This is a genomic window from Shewanella scandinavica (assembly GCF_031932065.1).
Lineage (GTDB): Bacteria > Pseudomonadota > Gammaproteobacteria > Enterobacterales > Shewanellaceae > Shewanella > Shewanella baltica.
This window is the reverse complement of sequence record NZ_JAUOES010000005.1, coordinates 1-16,699: the sequence shown is the minus strand read 5'-3', so window position 1 is coordinate 16,699 and position 16,699 is coordinate 1. Positions and strand designations below refer to the sequence as shown.

Sequence of the window (16,699 nt, the reverse complement as noted above, 5' to 3'; positions counted from 1 at the left end):
ACCTTTAAACTCTAATTAATGCTGCTTTGTCAGTAACCCTGCACCACCGACTGGATGGGCACCAGCAAGGTGATTGATGGCCATAATATCCGCGCCTTTGGCATCCTCAATAAAGCCTATCTTGATAGTTTGATTAGAAATAATTGCACGCACTAACTCTGCACTCGCACCTTGTTGTTGTAGGTATTGCTGACAAGGTACACTTTCTGAATCATTGATTTTTAAATCAAAATGCATAATAAGTCCCTGCTTTGCACTTACCGCCCCCACTGCGATACATTGTGGATTACCTTGCGCATCAGTCATTGATGCAGTCAATTGCACGGGAGCTGAACCATCACGGGTAAACTTGTACATATCATAGTCTAGTGGACTGCCATAAGCAGAGGGCGTTTCCCACTGACTTGGCAGTAAGCTTGTCATCAATGCCGCGGTTAAAGGTCTTGCTTTGACTTGGATTAATAGTGCCGATAACTGTGGGTTATCGTTAACACGCATCGTAAATCCTTTATCGGTGAACAGCGGTTCGATATTGTCGGCAAATTGATTGGCTTGCAATTGTGCTCTATGAGCATTCGATAGCGGAGTTAACCAAGTATCGCCACGCTCAATACTGGATTGCTCGATAGTGCACTTACCTAGTCCATCGCGGCTACAAAAGTTAACTTTGATATTATTGTCAAATGCGCTTAATTGGTTTGCTTTTGCATTGATGTTATACCAGTCTGCTGTAGTTTTTCCGACTTGCTTTACACTGGCTTGCAACTCTTGCTGAGAAGGATAGAGGTCGAGTGCAAAGCCAACACCTACATATTGGCTATAACCGTCGTTACCACGAATAAAATCGCCTTCGTCTTGTGCCAAGCTGAGCAAATAGATCCCTTCAGCATATCTACTTTTGGCTTTAGTGCCGCCATTCTCATCGGGCTTGGGTTTTGTACTGTTGTCTGTGCTTGAACCACCACATCCCATCAACACTGAACTTAACGCAGCAACGAGTAATACACAACGCAACATAAAACACCCTTAACAATAATGGCTAAGCTAGCCTTAACTTAAATTAAGTAACGACAACCGTTACAACTGCGGCGTAATTTAGGTATCGGTATAAAGGAGGTCAAAAAACAAAAGTGAATTAAATAATAATTTAATCTTAATTTTTATTTAATTTATTGATTTTTAATAGTAAAAATTAATTTTTGAACAGGCGTGATTTTGCAATGATGTGCTCGTGATATCGATACTTCTCTATACAACGGATGCCGCAATCACGCTCATAGCAGCATTTTTATGGCGAGTCACTGGATTGACTGCGCCTCATTAGCTTGGCTTATCGATAGCAATTGCAGCATTTATCCAATAGCAATGAAGCTATAGTTCGAAGCGTAAGGTTAATATTGTGGAATGCCTGAAAGCGTGAGACCAGCAATTTGCGCTAGGATTTCCCCATGCACTCTGCTAACAACTTAACAAAAAAGTCGCTGCCTTTGCGTTCGCAAAAGGCAATGTTACGTTCTGGGATGGTTTCGGGATCTGTGTAACTGGCGAGAGCGAGCTCCATGCTGGCTTCGCGGATGATGTGCAGGGTTGGGTAGGGCGCGCGGTTGGTGAAGTTGGCTGCCCCGTCCTGTGGTTCGCCATCGAAACAATAGTCTGGGTGGAAGGTGGCGAGTTGATATGTGCCTTCGTACTCGTGTTCGATAAGCGTATCGGTTGCCATGTCGACGAGGTCGAGATAGGCATAAAAGCCCTCAAAACCTCGGGGCAGAATAAACAGCGTGGTTTCGGCTTCTGGGTGGGCGTCGAGGTATTGGCACTCTTCAATCAATGCCTTAAGCACGAGTTTGACTTTGGTTTGTTCCACCACCAGATACCGAATACTGCCGCGCTCGACTTCTTGTCTGGCGAAGGGGCAAATATTGTATTTCATGATCACTTTTTTGACCCAGTTGTCGGTTTGTTCAATGATCATGTCGATTTCGTTCATGGTGGTCGTGGCTCGTGCTGACAAAAATTAGGGGGCGATCATAGGGATGATAGACGCCACAAGCAAGACTGCCATAGTGATATTGAAGATCTTCTGTTGGCGCTCATTTTTTAAAATGCGCTTAAGGGCAACGCCAAAACCGAGCCACACAATGGCGCAGGGGAAGGCGACACATAAAAATACCGTTGCGATAGTAATCACTTGCGGAGTTAAATCTTGCTGCACTGACGTGAATGTTGCAATTGCGCCCACCGCCATGATCCAGCCCTTAGGATTCACCCATTGAAACGCTGCGGCTTGAATAAAACTAAAGGGTTTGGCAATGGCTTTGCCTTCCATCTTGCTACTGCTGTTGGCGATTAGCCAAGACAGATACAAAAGGTAACCTATACCGACGACTTTAATCACTTGATGGATGATAGGATAGCTTTGGAAGAGCGCGCTTAAGCCCAAGCCGATCGCGAGGATCATAGTTGGGAAGCCAAGGCTTATTCCCAGCAGATGCGGAATACTGCGTTTCACGCCAAAGTTAACCCCTGAGGTCATCAGCATAATGTTGTTCGGCCCTGGGGTGATCCCCGATGAGAAGGCGAATAGCGCGATAGCGAGTATTAACTCCATGGATAGATCTCACACCTTTTGTTGTCGTTTTTGGCATTATGATAGGGAAATCTACCTCGAATTTACGTGCCGAAGTATGACTATCACTGACGTTAAGCGAAGCATTCTAGCGGGTAAACGGAACCGCGCCTATACGCAGGGTGGGCTTTATAAGTAACAAATCATAACGAATTGGACCGGGGTGATTGTCTTACCGTAGTCCTTGTCGATAAGCACGATTTAACACCATGATGCATATAGACTTTCAGTCTGAGAAATAGCAACTATCCTTAAGCTGTAAAAATCGCAATAAGGGAAAGATCATGTATTTACCACAGAAAATTGGGCGTTTATTGACGCTTTTAACCATCAGTTTGGCCGTGTTGACGGCCTGTGTGAGTGTGGAGGATTCGCAGGTGTTGCGAACCACAGTCGTGACTTCGGGAGATTTGAGCCAATTACCGCCGAGCGCCATGACCTACAGTTGGCATCCCACTTTACAGAAAATCTTTGTTGATCCTAGGCTCGATAAACAGCAAGTCCAGCAACATATGCAGGATACCCTTAAAAAGGTGCTACTGACGAAAGGGTATCGCTGGGTAGAAGATACGCAACTCGCTGACTTCCAAGTAGGTTTTGGGGTTGCCATGGGTACACAAATGTCTGACGAGCAGATATTGGCCGCTGCAGGCTTAGTGCCGGGTCTGTCAAACCAAGGTGTGGATCCTAAAAAATACGATAAGGGTTCAGTACTCATTAGCCTTTTTAAGCCGACAGCGATCGTGGGGCAATCTTCTGAAATGGTATGGCGAGTCCTTGCCCAAGGCTTTGCCAACATTAAAGATATGGATGAAGTCAAAACCCGCTTCGATGGTTTAATCGATGAAATGTTGTCAGCGCTGCCCGTCACCCATGCGGTGCAATAATGCCGTCAACTAGGCGCAATCATAAGGCGAGTGAGATACTCGCTTTATTCTTTTAGTGATCATAGTTTAGGCTGTAACAAGCATAAACAGGACGATTTACCGTCCTGTTTATAGGACTTAGTCTGACGTCCGGTTAGCACTTATAAAGGGAGATTATTATGGCGCAAAGTATCTTTGTTAATTTGGCAGTCGAGAGCGTTCAGGATTCACGCGCTTTCTACTCAGGTCTTGGTTTTGGCATCAATGAGCAATACAGCAATGAGCAGGCTGCCTGCGTCGTCATTGCGGACAATATTTATGTGATGCTGCTGGCTAAGCCTTTTTTCTCTGGTTTTACCGATAAGGTGATTGCGGATGCTCATACCACGACAGAAGTGCTCAATTGCCTAGACTGCGACAGTCGAGAGCGTGTCGATCACTTGGTTAAGCTTGCCGAGCAGCATGATGGCAAAGCCTATCGTCAAGCGCAAGAGCAAGGATTTATGTATGGCCATGCGTTTGAAGATCCCGATGGGCATATCTGGGAACTTGTTCATATGGAAGCGCAAGGTTAGTGCATCCTCTTGCACATTCCTCTAAACCAAGCTTGTCCAATAATAGCGCGCATTGCGTGAGACCTAAGCTGTACGCAAGGCAGCGCGCCTATGTTTAATTAACCAGCCTATCTTAAGCTGGCTTATTCCCTCGGTTGGAAATATGAGTCTCAAGAAATTCCTTTATAAAATCAAAATCATCCACATTTATTTCCCTAGGCGTGAACGACACTTGGCCGGAAATGTGGGCAAAGTTGATCGTGAAGCTACGTATGCCTCTGCGTTTTGAGTATTTTGTACTGGCAATCTCATCCAAAGGGACAAACTGCTGCTTCATCTCAAAAAGATGAAATTCGGCATCGTAAACATGAAAAATGAGGCCTTCTTGATAGATATCAATGTAATAGCCATCTGGCCCCGCTTCGGCTAATTTCCTTTGTTCATTTTTAGCGGCTTTGCCTAGTCTTATCGATTCAGAAATGATCATGAAGACGAAGAAAAATGCCACCACAACGGCTAAAACGACAACAATAGTAAATCCTATATCCCATGGTTCTGTCGAAAGCGATGCAGTCAGTTCCTTCCAAGGACCGCTTGCTATTATCAGCGGGATTATCAAGAGCAAAAATATTCCAGATTGCTTACTACGTAATTTTTGTTGGAATGCACAGCGACGGATAAAATGTTGAGGTCCTTGTTTCATCAAAAATATTCCATATAAAGATGTTTTTTACTTTGGGGAAGCCAAGCGCCACTTTCATCCATACGGAGGCAAGGCTCGAGTTCCTCGGGGTAATAACGAGACGGCGGCAATCAATTAACCTATGCTCTGGCACAGTTTCAATGCTTCAGCATGAGCATGCCGAGGTTTCGCTATCAGTGTGTTGATAACCATGACAGATAGCAACACACTGAATTGAATAAAAATGAAGTTATATTAGCTCCACGCTCACTTCATAGGCAGTGAATTTACGAATGTTAATCACACCGGTATCGAAGATCAGATACTGACCTTTAATCCCCTGTAAAATCCCGCTTACCACCTCATTTTTATCGAAGTTGTGGGAAGTGATCTTTTTCGGAAAGGTGTCGATGGGATAGTGAATTGACTGAATCGTTTCATCTAAACGCTCGATACTGTAATCGCCTTTTTGCATGCCGATTTCGTGCAACTTAGCCTCAATTTGCGGGATAAGTTCTGCAGCTTTAGCATTTAAATCGATATCATCGGCGTGGCCCTTGAGCATCGCTTGCCAATGGGTTTTATCGTTCACCAGTTTGGCCAATTCTACTTCTACTAAGCCTGAGAGTTGCCTTGTTGACACTTTAAAAATCGGCAAACCTTGGGTGGCACCTTGGTCAATCCAACGGGTGGGCAGTTGAGTGTGGCGGGTAATGCCGACTTTAACGCCCGAAGTATTCGACAGATATACATAATGCGGCACAAAACAGTGGCTCTGGGCCCACTCTGGTTCGCGGCAAGTGCCTTGGTCGTAATGACAAGTTTCCGGCTTCATGATGCACATATCGCAACTCGCCAACTTTTGCATACAGACAAAACAGTGGCCCTGCGAGTAACTCTTCTTGCTCTTTTTACCGCAGTTGCAGCAGAAGATGTTGCCCGTGTGGGTCAAGGTTAATTGCTTGCCTATCAATGGATTGAGCGGGAGTAACTCATCACCGACAACGAGTTGATATTGCACTTGTTGCGCGTCATCTAACTGTACGCGCATCTTCTTTAGCGTTCCTAACATGGTAATCCTAATGTGTTGCGTTCTGGTGCAGCTTAGTCGCTCATCATGCGGTCTAGTGCACGCTTTCGTTATATCGTCATTGCGTGGCCGTCAGTATACAAGATTATCCAAGCCAGTTTAGATAGGATTTTTCGATAAGTGAGTCTTTGTAAACTGTACTCAACTCCATCATCTTAATCAGACTTTTTGAGGGTAATGATTTGAGTCTTATGATGAAAACCAGTAAGTTACCCAGCATTACAAATGGAGGTGTACTTATGCGGTTGGTTTTAGTGCTGATGTTTTTCTTTTCAACGGCTGTCTTCGCACAGACGGATAAGACGGTAATTCATTCAAAAATCTTGAATGATGACATCAACTTACAAATCCATTTGCCAGATACCTATGCGCATTCCAACGACTTTAACTATCCGGTATTAATCGTACTAGATGGCTCTACCCAATTTGAGCATGTGGCGGCGAATGTTGGTTTTTTAAGTACTTATGCCATTATTCCGGAAATGATCACCGTTGGCGTGAGTTCGGATCAACGGATGAAGTATTTCACGCCGACTCAAATCGATAAATTTAAAGACAGCTCCGGTGGTGCTGAACAGTTCAGGCAATTTTTAGAGCAAGAGCTGCTCAGTACATTAGGCAAAAAATACCGCACCTCAGATTATCAAATACTCACGGGTCACTCCTTCGCTGGGCTGTTTACGAGTTATGTGGCTATGACGCCAAATAGCCAATTTGATGCGGTGATTTCAATCAGTCCCAGTTTATGGTGGGACAGTGATTGGCTAGTGCTTAAGTCGGCCGAGTTATTACCAGCTAAGCGTGCGAAACCACTGCGCTGGTTTTTGAGTATGGCAAGTGAACCCAATGAAATGGCGAGCGCATTTGCGGCGCAAATTAAGCAGTTGCAAGACGGCTTAGGTACAAACTCAACGGGTAACACATCAAAGCCACTGCATTGGTTTTACAAACACTTCCCCGATGAAACCCACGACAGTACACCGCTTGTTGGCAATATTGAGGCGTTAAAGACCCTTTTTGCTGGTTGGAATGCTGTGCCTGAAATTGCCGTTATGCCACTCAAGGACCTAAAACACTTCTATCGACAAAAGAGCGCTGAGTTTGGCTATGAATTTCCACTCTTTGCTCAGCAATATAATGTTTATGGACTCAAAGCGACTTATGAACAAAAAACGGCTTGGGGCGTTGAAATTCTCGCAGAGGGGACGCGGGTGTTCCCCTATTCAGAGGTGTTATGGGACAGTTTAGCGACCGCCTATGATCTGGATGGGCAGCTTGAACAGGCGATAAAAGCCTCCGACAAAGCCGTGCTATTGGCAAAACAAACGGATTCAGTGTTTTTAAATGAGATCCTCAGTCAAGCTAAGCGCATGCAGTTGCGAGCGAAAAAGTAACCGCTCCAAGAGAGGGGTTAACTACAAAGTTGCAACATGTTTGGACAAGTCTCACGCGGCTAGGTAATCTTGTGATCTTTTTGTTCGCTGAGAATTTATCTTGCCTGCCAACCTGTTATTACTGCTTGCCGCCGCGATTTGGGGCTTTGGATTTGTCGCCCAAACCTTAGGTATGGAACATCTTTCCCCCTTTGCGTTTAATGGTATTCGCTTTTTAATGGGGACGTTTAGCTTAATCCCATTGGTGTGGTACTTGCGTCGGCAAAATAAGCTGCATGTGAGTGCGCCAAAGGATTTAGTGCGCGGCAGTTTGCTGGTCGGGGTTTTACTGTTTGCGGGCGCGTCATTTCAACAGGTCGGTTTGCAATACACCACAGCAGCGAACGCGGGTTTTATCACTGGTCTATATATAGTGTTAGTGCCTGTGCTTGGGTTAGCGCTAAAACATACGACCGGCTTGAATACTTGGCTTGGCTGCGCGATTGCCGCGGTCGGTTTGTATTTTTTAAGCGTTAAAGATGGCATGAGCATAGGTTATGGCGATGCCTTGCAGTTGGTGGGCGCCTTGTTTTGGGCATTGCACATTTTGGCGGTGGATCATTTTGCCAAGCGGATTTCGCCCGTGGTGTTAGCCATGATGCAGTTTTTTGTCTGCGGCGTGCTGAGTTTGATTGTGTCGGCGGTGATTGAAGTCACCACGCTCGATGGTGTGATGGCGGCTTGGGGTTCACTTTTCTATGCTGGGCTGATTTCGGTAGGGATTGCTTATACCTTGCAAGTGTTGGCACAGAAAAATGCGCATCCTGCCCATGCAGCGATTATCCTCAGTTTAGAAACGGTATTTGCGGCCATTGGCGGCATTATTTTCCTCGATGAGAGTTTGAGTGTGCGGGCATTATTCGGCTGTGGCTTGATGTTATTGGGGATGTTGATCTCCCAAGTGCCGCTACGTTACCTAGTCAAATCTCGGCATCAAAAAGTGACTTAAACAAAAAACGCCGCTGGCATCTGCTTAGCGGCGTTTCTATTTTATGCATTTTAAAACCTTTTTAAGCGCTGCCTGTAAATGCACGCTCTAAATGTGTGGGCGTGCAAAGCGTTCGCTCGTCGTAAAGGTTAACGGCTTAATCTATCGAGCACGAGATCATCACCCAGGGCATAGAGGGATGCTACTAGTTGATCTTCTTGGGCGAGATCTGTGAGTCCAAGGCCGATAGTTGCCCGAAACAGGGCGATACCTGTGTGGCCAGCGGTTTCATATTGGCTACTAAACTGCTCGATATTGATGCCAAGGGCGTTGATCTTATTTGAGATATCGAGCACGAGTCCGGGTCTGTCATAGGCCACTAGGTTGTAGCTTAAGCGTTTGATGGGTTTAAGGGCGACCGAGGTTTTGGCGTAGGTGAGGGTGAGGCTATCGATGCACTCCAGCGCCTCAATGAGCTCGTCCATACGCAGTGAAGGCACTTCAAGTAACAGAATAGCGGCAAAGATACCGTCGATATGGCGCAATTCCGAGTCGAGCCAGTTGCCGCCGTGACGGCTCACCGCATGGGCGATTTGTTCTACTAATCCTTTTCTATCAGATGCTTGTAGTGTGATCAAATATCGTAGCATAGTGACTGACTCCTATTTTTTGTAAAAGGCACCTGTTTTAAAACGGGGTGTAACACAACTGTCATCTTTGCGTCATATAATCCAACGCACTTAGAATAAAGGATGTTGTTATTGCTCAGTTTACGTTCAAACAGTGTAAGCATAGCACTCGGCAAATCCTAGCGAAAAAACTCGCTGGCTATTAATAATAGAGGTTCTTAATGGAAAGTCAGGTCACTCAACCTGGTTCTGCATCGCACAGTATGCTTAAAGGCGGACGCTCGAATCGCAGGGCATTTAAGGATAAAGCGGCGCAAATCGGCGTCACTATCGGCGGCACTATGGTGTTTGTCGCCTTATTGTTGATCTTCTTTTATCTGTTGTATGTGATTAAACCCATTTTCGATAGTGCTGATGTTACGCCGGTTAAGACGGTGAGCTATCAACACGCGGATGTACCTACTTTAATGGTGGGCGCTGAAGAACAAAATGAGGTGATGTACCGTGTGGCCGTTGATGGCCAAGTGGACTTCTATACCGTTGCCGACGGTAGCCTACTTTCTAGCTTTACACCGCCGTTGCCAGCGGGCGTGACTGTGACCAGTGCCGCCGTTGCCGTGCCGAGCGAACAGCGTTTTGCGCTGGGATTAAGTAATGGTCAGGTCCTAGTGGCTGGCCTAGAGTTTGGTTTAAGTTATCCAAACAACAAGCGCTTAATCACGCCTAAACTGCGTTATCCCGCAGGCGAAACCCCAATTACAGTCGATGAAACGGGCAGTGCGATTCATAAACTGACCTTCACCTACAGTTCAGACAAAATGAGCTTTGCCTATCAAGATGAGAGCGGCGTTTGGCGCCTGACTCGCCTCGAAGGGCAAGAGAACATGATGACTGAAGAAGTGGAGTGGGTGTCTACGACGTCACAAATTCAAGATGCTCCGAAGAAAGTCTCCCATGAGCTGATGACGCCAGATCAACGTCAATTGATGTTGCAAACTGGCAATAAAATCTTTGTGTACGACATCCGTGATACTGACAGCTTAGATCTGCTGCAGGTGATTGATGTTGAACGTGCTAAAGCTCAAGTGAATAACGTGGCTTTGCTGGCGGGCGCGAGTTCGTTACTGGTCAGCTACGACACAGGTATTGTGGCCCAGTACTTCCAAGTCAGTGGTCCAAAAGGGCGTTTATATCAAGAAATCCGCCAGTTTGATGACTTACCGCCTATCGAGTCACTTACCTCTGAATTCTACCGTAAGAGTTTTGCTACTGTGAGCCCTGAGGGCGAGCTGACTTTGCTCTACACCACGAGTCATCGTGAACTGTTTGACGAAAAATTTGACCTTAAAAACCCCGGTAAAATGGGTTTTACCCCACGCTCAAACGGCATAGTCGTTGAGGCGGACAAAAAGCTGCATATCTTCAGTGTGGAAAACTCTCACCCAGAAGTGTCATGGAGCGCTATGTGGGACAAGGTGTGGTACGAAGGTTATCCAGAGCCTAAATACGTGTGGCAATCAACCTCGGGTTCTGACGATTTCGAAGCTAAGCTGAGCTTAATGCCATTGGCCTACGGTACGATGAAAGCGGCATTTTATGCCATGTTGTTTGCCGTGCCTTTAGCCATTGCCGGTGCGATTTACACTGCTTACTTTATGTCGCCTAAGGTGCGCGGTTTCGTTAAACCGACCATCGAAATCATGGAAGCCTTACCGACGGTTATCTTAGGTTTCTTGGCGGGTCTGTGGTTAGCGCCGCTGATCGAAGAACATCTTCCCGGCATCCTGATCTTATTGATCCTCTTGCCAACCTCGATTCTCGCATCGGCCTATGGCTGGAGTCAGTTACCTGCAGCTTGGAAACAACGTTTACCCGAAGTGTACCAAGAGCTGATGTTGATCCCTGTGGTCTGTTTCGTGGGTTGGTTCTCTTTTGCCATCAGCCCTATCATCGAAGTGGCGCTGTTTGATGGTAATACCCGTCAATTTATTACGAATGAACTGGGCATTACCTTCGACCAACGTAACGCGCTGGTAGTCGGTATCGCCATGGGCTTTGCGGTTATTCCAACGATTTTTTCTATCGCGGAAGATGCGATTTTCTCTGTGCCACGTCATTTATCGAACGGCAGTTTAGCCTTAGGTGCGACGCCTTGGCAGACACTGACACGCGTGGTGTTGTTGACCGCAAGTCCAGGTATTTTCTCGGCCATCATGATGGGCCTAGGCCGCGCTGTGGGCGAGACAATGATCGTACTGATGGCAACCGGTAACACCGCCATTATGGAATGGAGCGTGTTTGAAGGGATGCGAACCTTGGCAGCAAACATTGCGGTTGAAATGCCTGAGTCGGCAATCGGTAGCTCGCATTACCGCGTGCTCTTCCTCGCGGCGTTCGTACTATTCATCTTTACATTCTTCTTTAACACCATTGCAGAAGTGGTGAGACAGCGTCTACGTGAACGCTATAGCTCGCTGTAACGGGGATAAGACAATGACACTAAATACAATTTCGCCAGTGACCTTGAGAGGTTTGTGCAATGGGTAAGTGGGTAAAATCAGGCTCGCCATGGATATGGATGACGGGCGGTGCGGTGAGCATCAGTTTGATTGCCGTCTTAGGCTTATTACTGTTAATCGCTTGGCGTGGCTTAAGTTACTTTTGGCCAGCAACGGTTTACCAGTGGGAACTCGAAGATAACACTGGGGTACGTTCGACTTTAATTGGGGAAGTTTACGATAGGGAAGAAGTCCCGACTGAGCGTTTGATTGCTGCGGGCCATGTGTTTAAAGAGCATCCTGGCGAGTTCGTCACCCGTTACTTAGTGAAGACAGGTAACCGCGAATTTGTGGGGCTGGATTTCCGCTGGATATTAAGCACTGACATTCTGAGCCGTTCTACGCCAAGCGATGTTGCCATGATTGAGCGGGCTAAAAACGGTAACTTCTACGGTTATCCAATCGCTGTGATTGAAAATGGCAAGCGTCTGGATTTAGTTAACGATGCGATTGAATCCTCCTTAATGGAGCATATCGACCGCGCTGTGGCCTTATCGGACAAAGCGGTAGATTTGCAGAAGCAAGACATTGGCTCGATTAACTACGCCATTGAAAAGCTGCGTTTACAGGAGCGTCGTTACGAGCTTGATGGCGAACTGACCGACAGCAATAAAGCTGACTTAGTGGCCAAGCGAGCGCAACTGCAAAAAGATTACTTAGTGCTTGAAAAAGAGTTATTTACCCTGCGTGATGACGCGGCGCGAGATTCTGTAATCGTGCGTGATATGCGCGGTGAAGAAGTCGAGCTTAAGCTAGATACAGTGCTGGATGTGACTTATGTGAACCACTTAAGCCTAATCGGTAAAATTGGTAAATGGTTCGTCGGTATCGGCCGTTTTGTGAGTGACGACCCGCGTGAAGCCAACACTGAAGGCGGCGTGTTCCCCGCGATTTTTGGTACCGTTTTTATGGTGCTGCTAATGGCCGTTATTGTGACGCCATTTGGTGTGGTCGCGGCTGTGTATCTGCATGAATATGCGAAGAAAGGCCCGATTACTAAGATGATCCGCATTGCGGTGATTAACTTAGCAGGTGTGCCATCAATTGTGTATGGCGTGTTTGGTTTAGGTTTCTTCGTCTACATGATGGGCGGCTCTATCGACCAATTGTTTTACCCTGAAGCGTTACCGTCACCGACCTTTGGTTCACCTGGGGTGATTTGGTCGGCATTAACCTTAGCCATTTTGACCTTGCCTGTGGTTATCGTCTCAACCGAAGAAGGTTTGAGCCGTATTCCGAGCGCGGTGCGTCAGGGTAGTTTGGCACTGGGCGCCACGAAAGCTGAGACACTGTGGCGCATTGTGATCCCAATGGCGAGCCCAGCTATCATGACGGGTTTGATTTTAGCGGTCGCCCGCGCCGCCGGTGAAGTGGCCCCATTGATGTTGGTGGGTGTAGTGAAACTCGCACCCACATTACCACTGGACTTTAACTTCCCGTTTGTGCATTTAGAACGTAAGTTCATGCACTTAGGCTTCCATATTTATGATGTGGGCTTCCAGAGCCCTAACGTTGAAGCGGCACGTCCTCTGGTGTATGCGACTTCCTTCTTGCTGGTGTCTGTGATTGTGGCACTTAACTTGACGGCCATTGGCGTACGTAACCATTTACGTGAAAAATATCGTTCGCTTGAGCACTAATCAGCGATTATCCTGAAAGTATTAGGACTGAATATGATTTCTATAGATTCGACAGCAATGAAAACCAACAATTTTGATTTAGCGAACTTAAGCCAGACTGACACAGCGTTGGAGATCCGTAACTTAGATTTGCGCTATGGCAGTAAACAAGCGCTGTTTAATGTATCGATGAAGATCCCCAAAAAACAAGTGACCGCCTTTATCGGCCCTAGTGGTTGTGGTAAGTCAACATTATTGCGCTGTATTAATCGCATGAACGACTTGGTGGATAACTGCCATATCGACGGTGAAATTTTGCTGCACGGTCAGAATATTTACGACAAGAAAATCGACGTTGCGGCCCTGCGCCGTAACGTGGGTATGGTGTTCCAGCGCCCGAACCCGTTTCCTAAGTCGATTTATGAAAACGTCGTTTATGGTTTGAGATTGCAAGGGTTGAATAACCGTCGTGAACTCGACGAAGCGGCCGAGCGTTCGCTGCGCGGCGCGGCGATTTGGGATGAAGTAAAAGACAGATTACACGATAACGCTTTTGGTTTATCTGGCGGTCAGCAACAACGTCTGGTAATTGCCCGTGCCATTGCCATCGAGCCTGAAGTGTTGTTACTCGATGAACCCACATCGGCACTCGACCCGATTTCGACATTGACGATTGAAGAGCTGATCACCGAACTTAAGACGAAATACACTGTGGTTATTGTGACTCACAACATGCAACAGGCGGCGCGGGTGTCGGATCAAACAGCCTTTATGTATATGGGTGAATTGGTCGAATACGCGGATACCAACACGATTTTCACCACGCCGAAAAAACGTAAGACCGAAGATTACATCACAGGACGTTACGGTTAATTAGCTCGGTCGCTATCGGATAAAGCCGCAACCGCAGGCTTTGAGCATGCTTGGTAAACAGTTAAGTAAAAGGTTGGCTAAATGGAAAACATGAATTTAAGTAAGCACATCTCAGGACAGTTTACCGCTGAGCTGGATGATATCCGTAACCGCGTACTCGCTATGGGTGGTTTGGTTGAACGTCAGCTTGAGCAAGCCATTGACGCGCTCAGCGCACTGGATGCTGAACTCGCGCAGCGTGTTATCGAGGGCGATCACAAGGTTAATGGCATGGAAGTGTCTATCGACGAAGAGTGCACGCGCATTATCGCCAAGCGTCAACCTGCGGCCAGCGATTTACGCCTGATTATTGCCATCTCAAAAACCATCGCCGATCTTGAGCGTATTGGTGATGCCTGTGTGCGTATCGCTAAAGCTGCGTTAGATAAGCGTTTGAATAATCAACAACCTTTACTGGTTAGCATTGAAAATATGGGCCGTCACGCGACTCGTATGTTGCACGCGACCTTAGATGCTTTGGCCCGTATGGATGCCGATACTGCGTTAGAGCTGCACAAAGAAGATGCTAAGCTTGACCGTGAATACGAAGGCATTATCCGCCAGTTAATGACCTATATGATGGAAGATCCGCGTTCTATCCCAGACGTCTTAGACGTACTGTGGGCAGCGCGTGCGGTTGAACGTGTTGGCGACCGTTGTAAAAATATCTGTGAATACATCATCTACTACGTGAAAGGCAAAGACGTTCGCCATACTTCCTACGAAGATATGGAAAAGGACATGAAAAGCTAACACACGCATTAATCTGCTGTTGTAATGCCTCAATACAACGCTCCGCAGTCTCTGTGGAGCGTTTTGCTTTTAGGATGCTGAGCTAGGACCGTTGATTAGGATAGTGAGATAAAGAAGCGAGCTAGGATTTTGGGCTATGGATTGTGAAATTGGATAGCTAAGTTGGATAGCTAAATTAGATTGTTAACTGGCATTCTGGATCAGTACCGCGAATAAAGAAGGTCATTTTTGTGTTTACAATAAATTAACCTTTGTTTAATCTGATGCTTGCAACAAGCTTTAGCTGCTGGAAAAGGGCGGTAGACCTAGATAGTGAAAGCAGTCGAAGCCTAAGTGCTAGCGTTTTTGTGTTTAGCTGTGGGATTGATATCACAGCACGTTAACCTCAGAATTTAACCGCCACCCCTATTTGTTACCGTTAAGGTTTGGGGTTCGCAGCGCGACGGAATGGGCGCTGTGTCGGCGATAACATGGATAAGTTGATGAGCCCATTATTGTACTCTTTAAAGCAAGGTTTCGAAGCCCTTAAAAGTATTCGAAATCATATTTCTGAAGCGAATTTACCCGCTGATTTCCCCCGCGCTGAATTACCGCCACTGTCCGAGAACGCTAAAGCCGAGCTATTGCAGCTATTAGCGCCGTTAGAAGCCTATCGAATTGAAAAGCTTGAAACTAAACTCTCCCGTAAAAAATGGGCGAAGCGTCTAGGTTGGCTAGTGTGCCTGCCCGCACTGGCCTTTGATTTAATCTCGTTAGCCTCTAACCATGACCCAACCATTTTGAGCCTGATCGTCATCGCCGGTATTTTGGTGTGGGTTCAGATGCCTGAAATACAATATAAGCGCCATTATAAATATAAAATATTGCCTGTTTTACTCAAAAAACTAGGGGACTACCGTTATAGCCCCGACTCCTGTGTCAACCTTGATTCAGTGGCTGATTTCGAACTTATGCCCCGTTTTAGCAAGCAACAATCAGAGGATCATATTCGCGGCAAGGTAGAGGATATCAGCTTCGAATTTTGCGAATTAACCTTAAAATCCCGTGGCAGCAAGTCAGACAAGATCCAATTTAAGGGCGGGGTCGTGATCATGACGATGCCCTTTAGCTTTGAATCCCATACCGTCGTCAGCCAAGATTATGGCTCCCTTGGTAATACTATGGCAGGCATAAAGAAACCCAGAGTGAAACTCGAAAGCGTGACCTTTGAGGCGATGTTTGAAGTGTATTCCCACGACCAACATTATGCGCGATATCTATTGTCTCCCGCTGTAATGGAGCGCCTCGTCGAACTCGAACAGTTATTCCGTAAAACGGCGCGCGGGTCGGGGCTGAGTATCGAATTTAAAGCCAATAAAGTGCTGATTATGGCGAGCTATTTTGGCAATTTATTTGATACCGTCGACATCAATTTACCCACCCATGATATGTCGAAAATTCCGCAGTTACAGCAGGAGTTAGTTTTGATTACTGGCATCATCAAACAGCTAAAATTGGATTATCTTGCAGCGCAAAATCTGGCGACACAGCAGACACTTGAGAGGATTAAGACGCTAGCGGGTTAACTTGAGCAGTTCTTTCTTCTGCACTGTTAGCACAATTTTCAGTTTTATAATAAGACGTTAGTTTTTTGGAGTTTAGCGTTTGCTGGTCTCCACACATCAAGGCTTGCCATGGCATTCACTCACCGACGCGGTGAATAGAAACCTAGGGTTTCTGAGCTTATGAACGAGAGCCATGGTCGTTCTCATGCATCCCTGCATTGCACGACCGCCCCGTCCATGGGGCGGACGGTCGTCTCGCTAATCACCATGACTCACCTTTCTAGCATTGACGTAGTCAGTAAGTTTTAAAGAAATAAACAGCACGCTTTGGGACAAAAACGCGTTAGATTTTTTACTCTAATCAGTTGGTTTCGGATTAATATTTCTATGGGGTAACGCCGCGTTAAGGGGTGAATGCCGCCTAAATCAACTTTCCGCAGACGACCTTCACCATAAAACTCATCGCTTACAAAAAATGCCACGCGGCATGAATCCCTCTTAAACG

General features: G+C 46.5%; 16 protein-coding genes. 9 read left to right on the top strand and 7 right to left on the bottom strand.

Annotated elements, in window-relative coordinates:
- Positions 1 to 15 precede the first annotated feature (15 nt).
- The 3 genes from Q4Q50_RS05205 to Q4Q50_RS05195 all read right to left on the bottom strand — a co-directional run bounded on the left by Q4Q50_RS05205 (position 16) and on the right by Q4Q50_RS05195 (position 2,608).
- Positions 16 to 1,017, bottom strand: a complete 1,002-nt coding sequence (locus tag Q4Q50_RS05205; protein ID WP_259563267.1) for a hypothetical protein — start codon at positions 1,015 to 1,017, stop codon at positions 16 to 18.
- Positions 1,018 to 1,435: 418 nt separating this feature from the next.
- Positions 1,436 to 1,987: a DUF1415 domain-containing protein gene (locus tag Q4Q50_RS05200; protein WP_259563268.1), complete on the bottom strand. Its 552-nt coding sequence runs from the start codon at positions 1,985 to 1,987 to the stop codon at positions 1,436 to 1,438.
- 27 nt (positions 1,988 to 2,014) lie between these two features.
- Positions 2,015 to 2,608 (bottom strand): LysE family translocator, encoded by a 594-nt coding sequence (locus Q4Q50_RS05195; protein ID WP_012088771.1) that lies wholly within the window; start codon positions 2,606 to 2,608, stop codon positions 2,015 to 2,017.
- 302 nt (positions 2,609 to 2,910) lie between these two features.
- Here Q4Q50_RS05195 and Q4Q50_RS05190 point away from each other — a divergent pair, with 302 nt between their 5' ends.
- On the top strand, positions 2,911 to 3,513 hold the full coding sequence (locus tag Q4Q50_RS05190) for a DUF4136 domain-containing protein (protein ID WP_220777320.1): 603 nt from the start codon (positions 2,911 to 2,913) through the stop codon (positions 3,511 to 3,513).
- A 158-nt stretch (positions 3,514 to 3,671) separates the two neighbouring features.
- Positions 3,672 to 4,067: a VOC family protein gene (locus tag Q4Q50_RS05185; protein WP_261273805.1), complete on the top strand. Its 396-nt coding sequence runs from the start codon at positions 3,672 to 3,674 to the stop codon at positions 4,065 to 4,067.
- A 112-nt stretch (positions 4,068 to 4,179) separates the two neighbouring features.
- Here Q4Q50_RS05185 and Q4Q50_RS05180 read toward each other — a convergent pair whose 3' ends face one another.
- Positions 4,180 to 4,749, bottom strand: coding sequence for a hypothetical protein (locus tag Q4Q50_RS05180; RefSeq protein WP_311898699.1), 570 nt, complete (start codon positions 4,747 to 4,749; stop codon positions 4,180 to 4,182).
- A gap of 229 nt (positions 4,750 to 4,978) precedes the next feature.
- Positions 4,979 to 5,800 (bottom strand): DUF2797 domain-containing protein, encoded by an 822-nt coding sequence (locus tag Q4Q50_RS05175; RefSeq protein WP_311898697.1) that lies wholly within the window; start codon positions 5,798 to 5,800, stop codon positions 4,979 to 4,981.
- A gap of 257 nt (positions 5,801 to 6,057) precedes the next feature.
- On the opposite strand from Q4Q50_RS05175, the gene Q4Q50_RS05170 reads away from it, so the two are divergent.
- Together Q4Q50_RS05170 and Q4Q50_RS05165 are read left to right on the top strand one after the other, a co-directional pair.
- Complete coding sequence (locus Q4Q50_RS05170) at positions 6,058 to 7,212, top strand: alpha/beta hydrolase (protein WP_311898695.1); 1,155 nt, start codon at positions 6,058 to 6,060, stop codon at positions 7,210 to 7,212.
- Between the two features lie 100 nt (positions 7,213 to 7,312).
- Positions 7,313 to 8,200 carry a DMT family transporter gene (locus tag Q4Q50_RS05165; RefSeq protein ID WP_311898693.1) on the top strand — a complete coding sequence of 296 codons (888 nt, stop codon included), beginning with the start codon at positions 7,313 to 7,315 and terminating at the stop codon, positions 8,198 to 8,200.
- A gap of 128 nt (positions 8,201 to 8,328) precedes the next feature.
- Here Q4Q50_RS05165 and Q4Q50_RS05160 read toward each other — a convergent pair whose 3' ends face one another.
- Positions 8,329 to 8,829, bottom strand: a complete 501-nt coding sequence (locus Q4Q50_RS05160; protein ID WP_311898692.1) for a glycine cleavage system transcriptional repressor — start codon at positions 8,827 to 8,829, stop codon at positions 8,329 to 8,331.
- A 200-nt stretch (positions 8,830 to 9,029) separates the two neighbouring features.
- Between Q4Q50_RS05160 and Q4Q50_RS05155 the strand changes: the two genes are divergently transcribed.
- The 5 genes from Q4Q50_RS05155 to Q4Q50_RS05135 all read left to right on the top strand — a co-directional run bounded on the left by Q4Q50_RS05155 (position 9,030) and on the right by Q4Q50_RS05135 (position 16,215).
- Positions 9,030 to 11,288 carry an ABC transporter permease subunit gene (locus Q4Q50_RS05155; protein ID WP_261273808.1) on the top strand — a complete coding sequence of 753 codons (2,259 nt, stop codon included), beginning with the start codon at positions 9,030 to 9,032 and terminating at the stop codon, positions 11,286 to 11,288.
- A gap of 59 nt (positions 11,289 to 11,347) precedes the next feature.
- Positions 11,348 to 13,006, top strand: coding sequence for a phosphate ABC transporter permease PstA (pstA, locus tag Q4Q50_RS05150; protein ID WP_311898689.1), 1,659 nt, complete (start codon positions 11,348 to 11,350; stop codon positions 13,004 to 13,006).
- A 33-nt stretch (positions 13,007 to 13,039) separates the two neighbouring features.
- Positions 13,040 to 13,858: a phosphate ABC transporter ATP-binding protein PstB gene (gene pstB / locus Q4Q50_RS05145; RefSeq protein ID WP_106650092.1), complete on the top strand. Its 819-nt coding sequence runs from the start codon at positions 13,040 to 13,042 to the stop codon at positions 13,856 to 13,858.
- 81 nt (positions 13,859 to 13,939) lie between these two features.
- Positions 13,940 to 14,650: a phosphate signaling complex protein PhoU gene (gene phoU, locus Q4Q50_RS05140; RefSeq protein WP_011846414.1), complete on the top strand. Its 711-nt coding sequence runs from the start codon at positions 13,940 to 13,942 to the stop codon at positions 14,648 to 14,650.
- Between the two features lie 482 nt (positions 14,651 to 15,132).
- Positions 15,133 to 16,215, top strand: a complete 1,083-nt coding sequence (locus Q4Q50_RS05135) for a DUF3137 domain-containing protein (RefSeq protein WP_311898688.1) — start codon at positions 15,133 to 15,135, stop codon at positions 16,213 to 16,215.
- 284 nt (positions 16,216 to 16,499) lie between these two features.
- Here Q4Q50_RS05135 and Q4Q50_RS05130 read toward each other — a convergent pair.
- Positions 16,500 to 16,699: hypothetical protein (locus tag Q4Q50_RS05130; protein WP_311898686.1), on the bottom strand; the 200-nt coding region annotated here is incomplete at its 5' end.

Coding starts and splice junctions, on each gene's coding strand:
- Q4Q50_RS05185 (WP_261273805.1), top strand. CDS start 3,672: ATGGCGCAAAGTATCTTTGTTAATTTGGCAGTCGAGAGCGTTCAGGAT.
- Q4Q50_RS05135 (WP_311898688.1), top strand. CDS start 15,133: ATGAGCCCATTATTGTACTCTTTAAAGCAAGGTTTCGAAGCCCTTAAA.
- Q4Q50_RS05205 (WP_259563267.1), bottom strand. CDS start 1,017: ATGTTGCGTTGTGTATTACTCGTTGCTGCGTTAAGTTCAGTGTTGATG.
- Q4Q50_RS05155 (WP_261273808.1), top strand. CDS start 9,030: ATGGAAAGTCAGGTCACTCAACCTGGTTCTGCATCGCACAGTATGCTT.
- phoU (WP_011846414.1), top strand. CDS start 13,940: ATGGAAAACATGAATTTAAGTAAGCACATCTCAGGACAGTTTACCGCT.
- pstA (WP_311898689.1), top strand. CDS start 11,348: ATGGGTAAGTGGGTAAAATCAGGCTCGCCATGGATATGGATGACGGGC.
- pstB (WP_106650092.1), top strand. CDS start 13,040: ATGATTTCTATAGATTCGACAGCAATGAAAACCAACAATTTTGATTTA.
- Q4Q50_RS05190 (WP_220777320.1), top strand. CDS start 2,911: ATGTATTTACCACAGAAAATTGGGCGTTTATTGACGCTTTTAACCATC.
- Q4Q50_RS05170 (WP_311898695.1), top strand. CDS start 6,058: ATGCGGTTGGTTTTAGTGCTGATGTTTTTCTTTTCAACGGCTGTCTTC.
- Q4Q50_RS05160 (WP_311898692.1), bottom strand. CDS start 8,829: ATGCTACGATATTTGATCACACTACAAGCATCTGATAGAAAAGGATTA.
- Q4Q50_RS05180 (WP_311898699.1), bottom strand. CDS start 4,749: ATGAAACAAGGACCTCAACATTTTATCCGTCGCTGTGCATTCCAACAA.
- Q4Q50_RS05175 (WP_311898697.1), bottom strand. CDS start 5,800: ATGTTAGGAACGCTAAAGAAGATGCGCGTACAGTTAGATGACGCGCAA.
- Q4Q50_RS05195 (WP_012088771.1), bottom strand. CDS start 2,608: ATGGAGTTAATACTCGCTATCGCGCTATTCGCCTTCTCATCGGGGATC.
- Q4Q50_RS05200 (WP_259563268.1), bottom strand. CDS start 1,987: ATGAACGAAATCGACATGATCATTGAACAAACCGACAACTGGGTCAAA.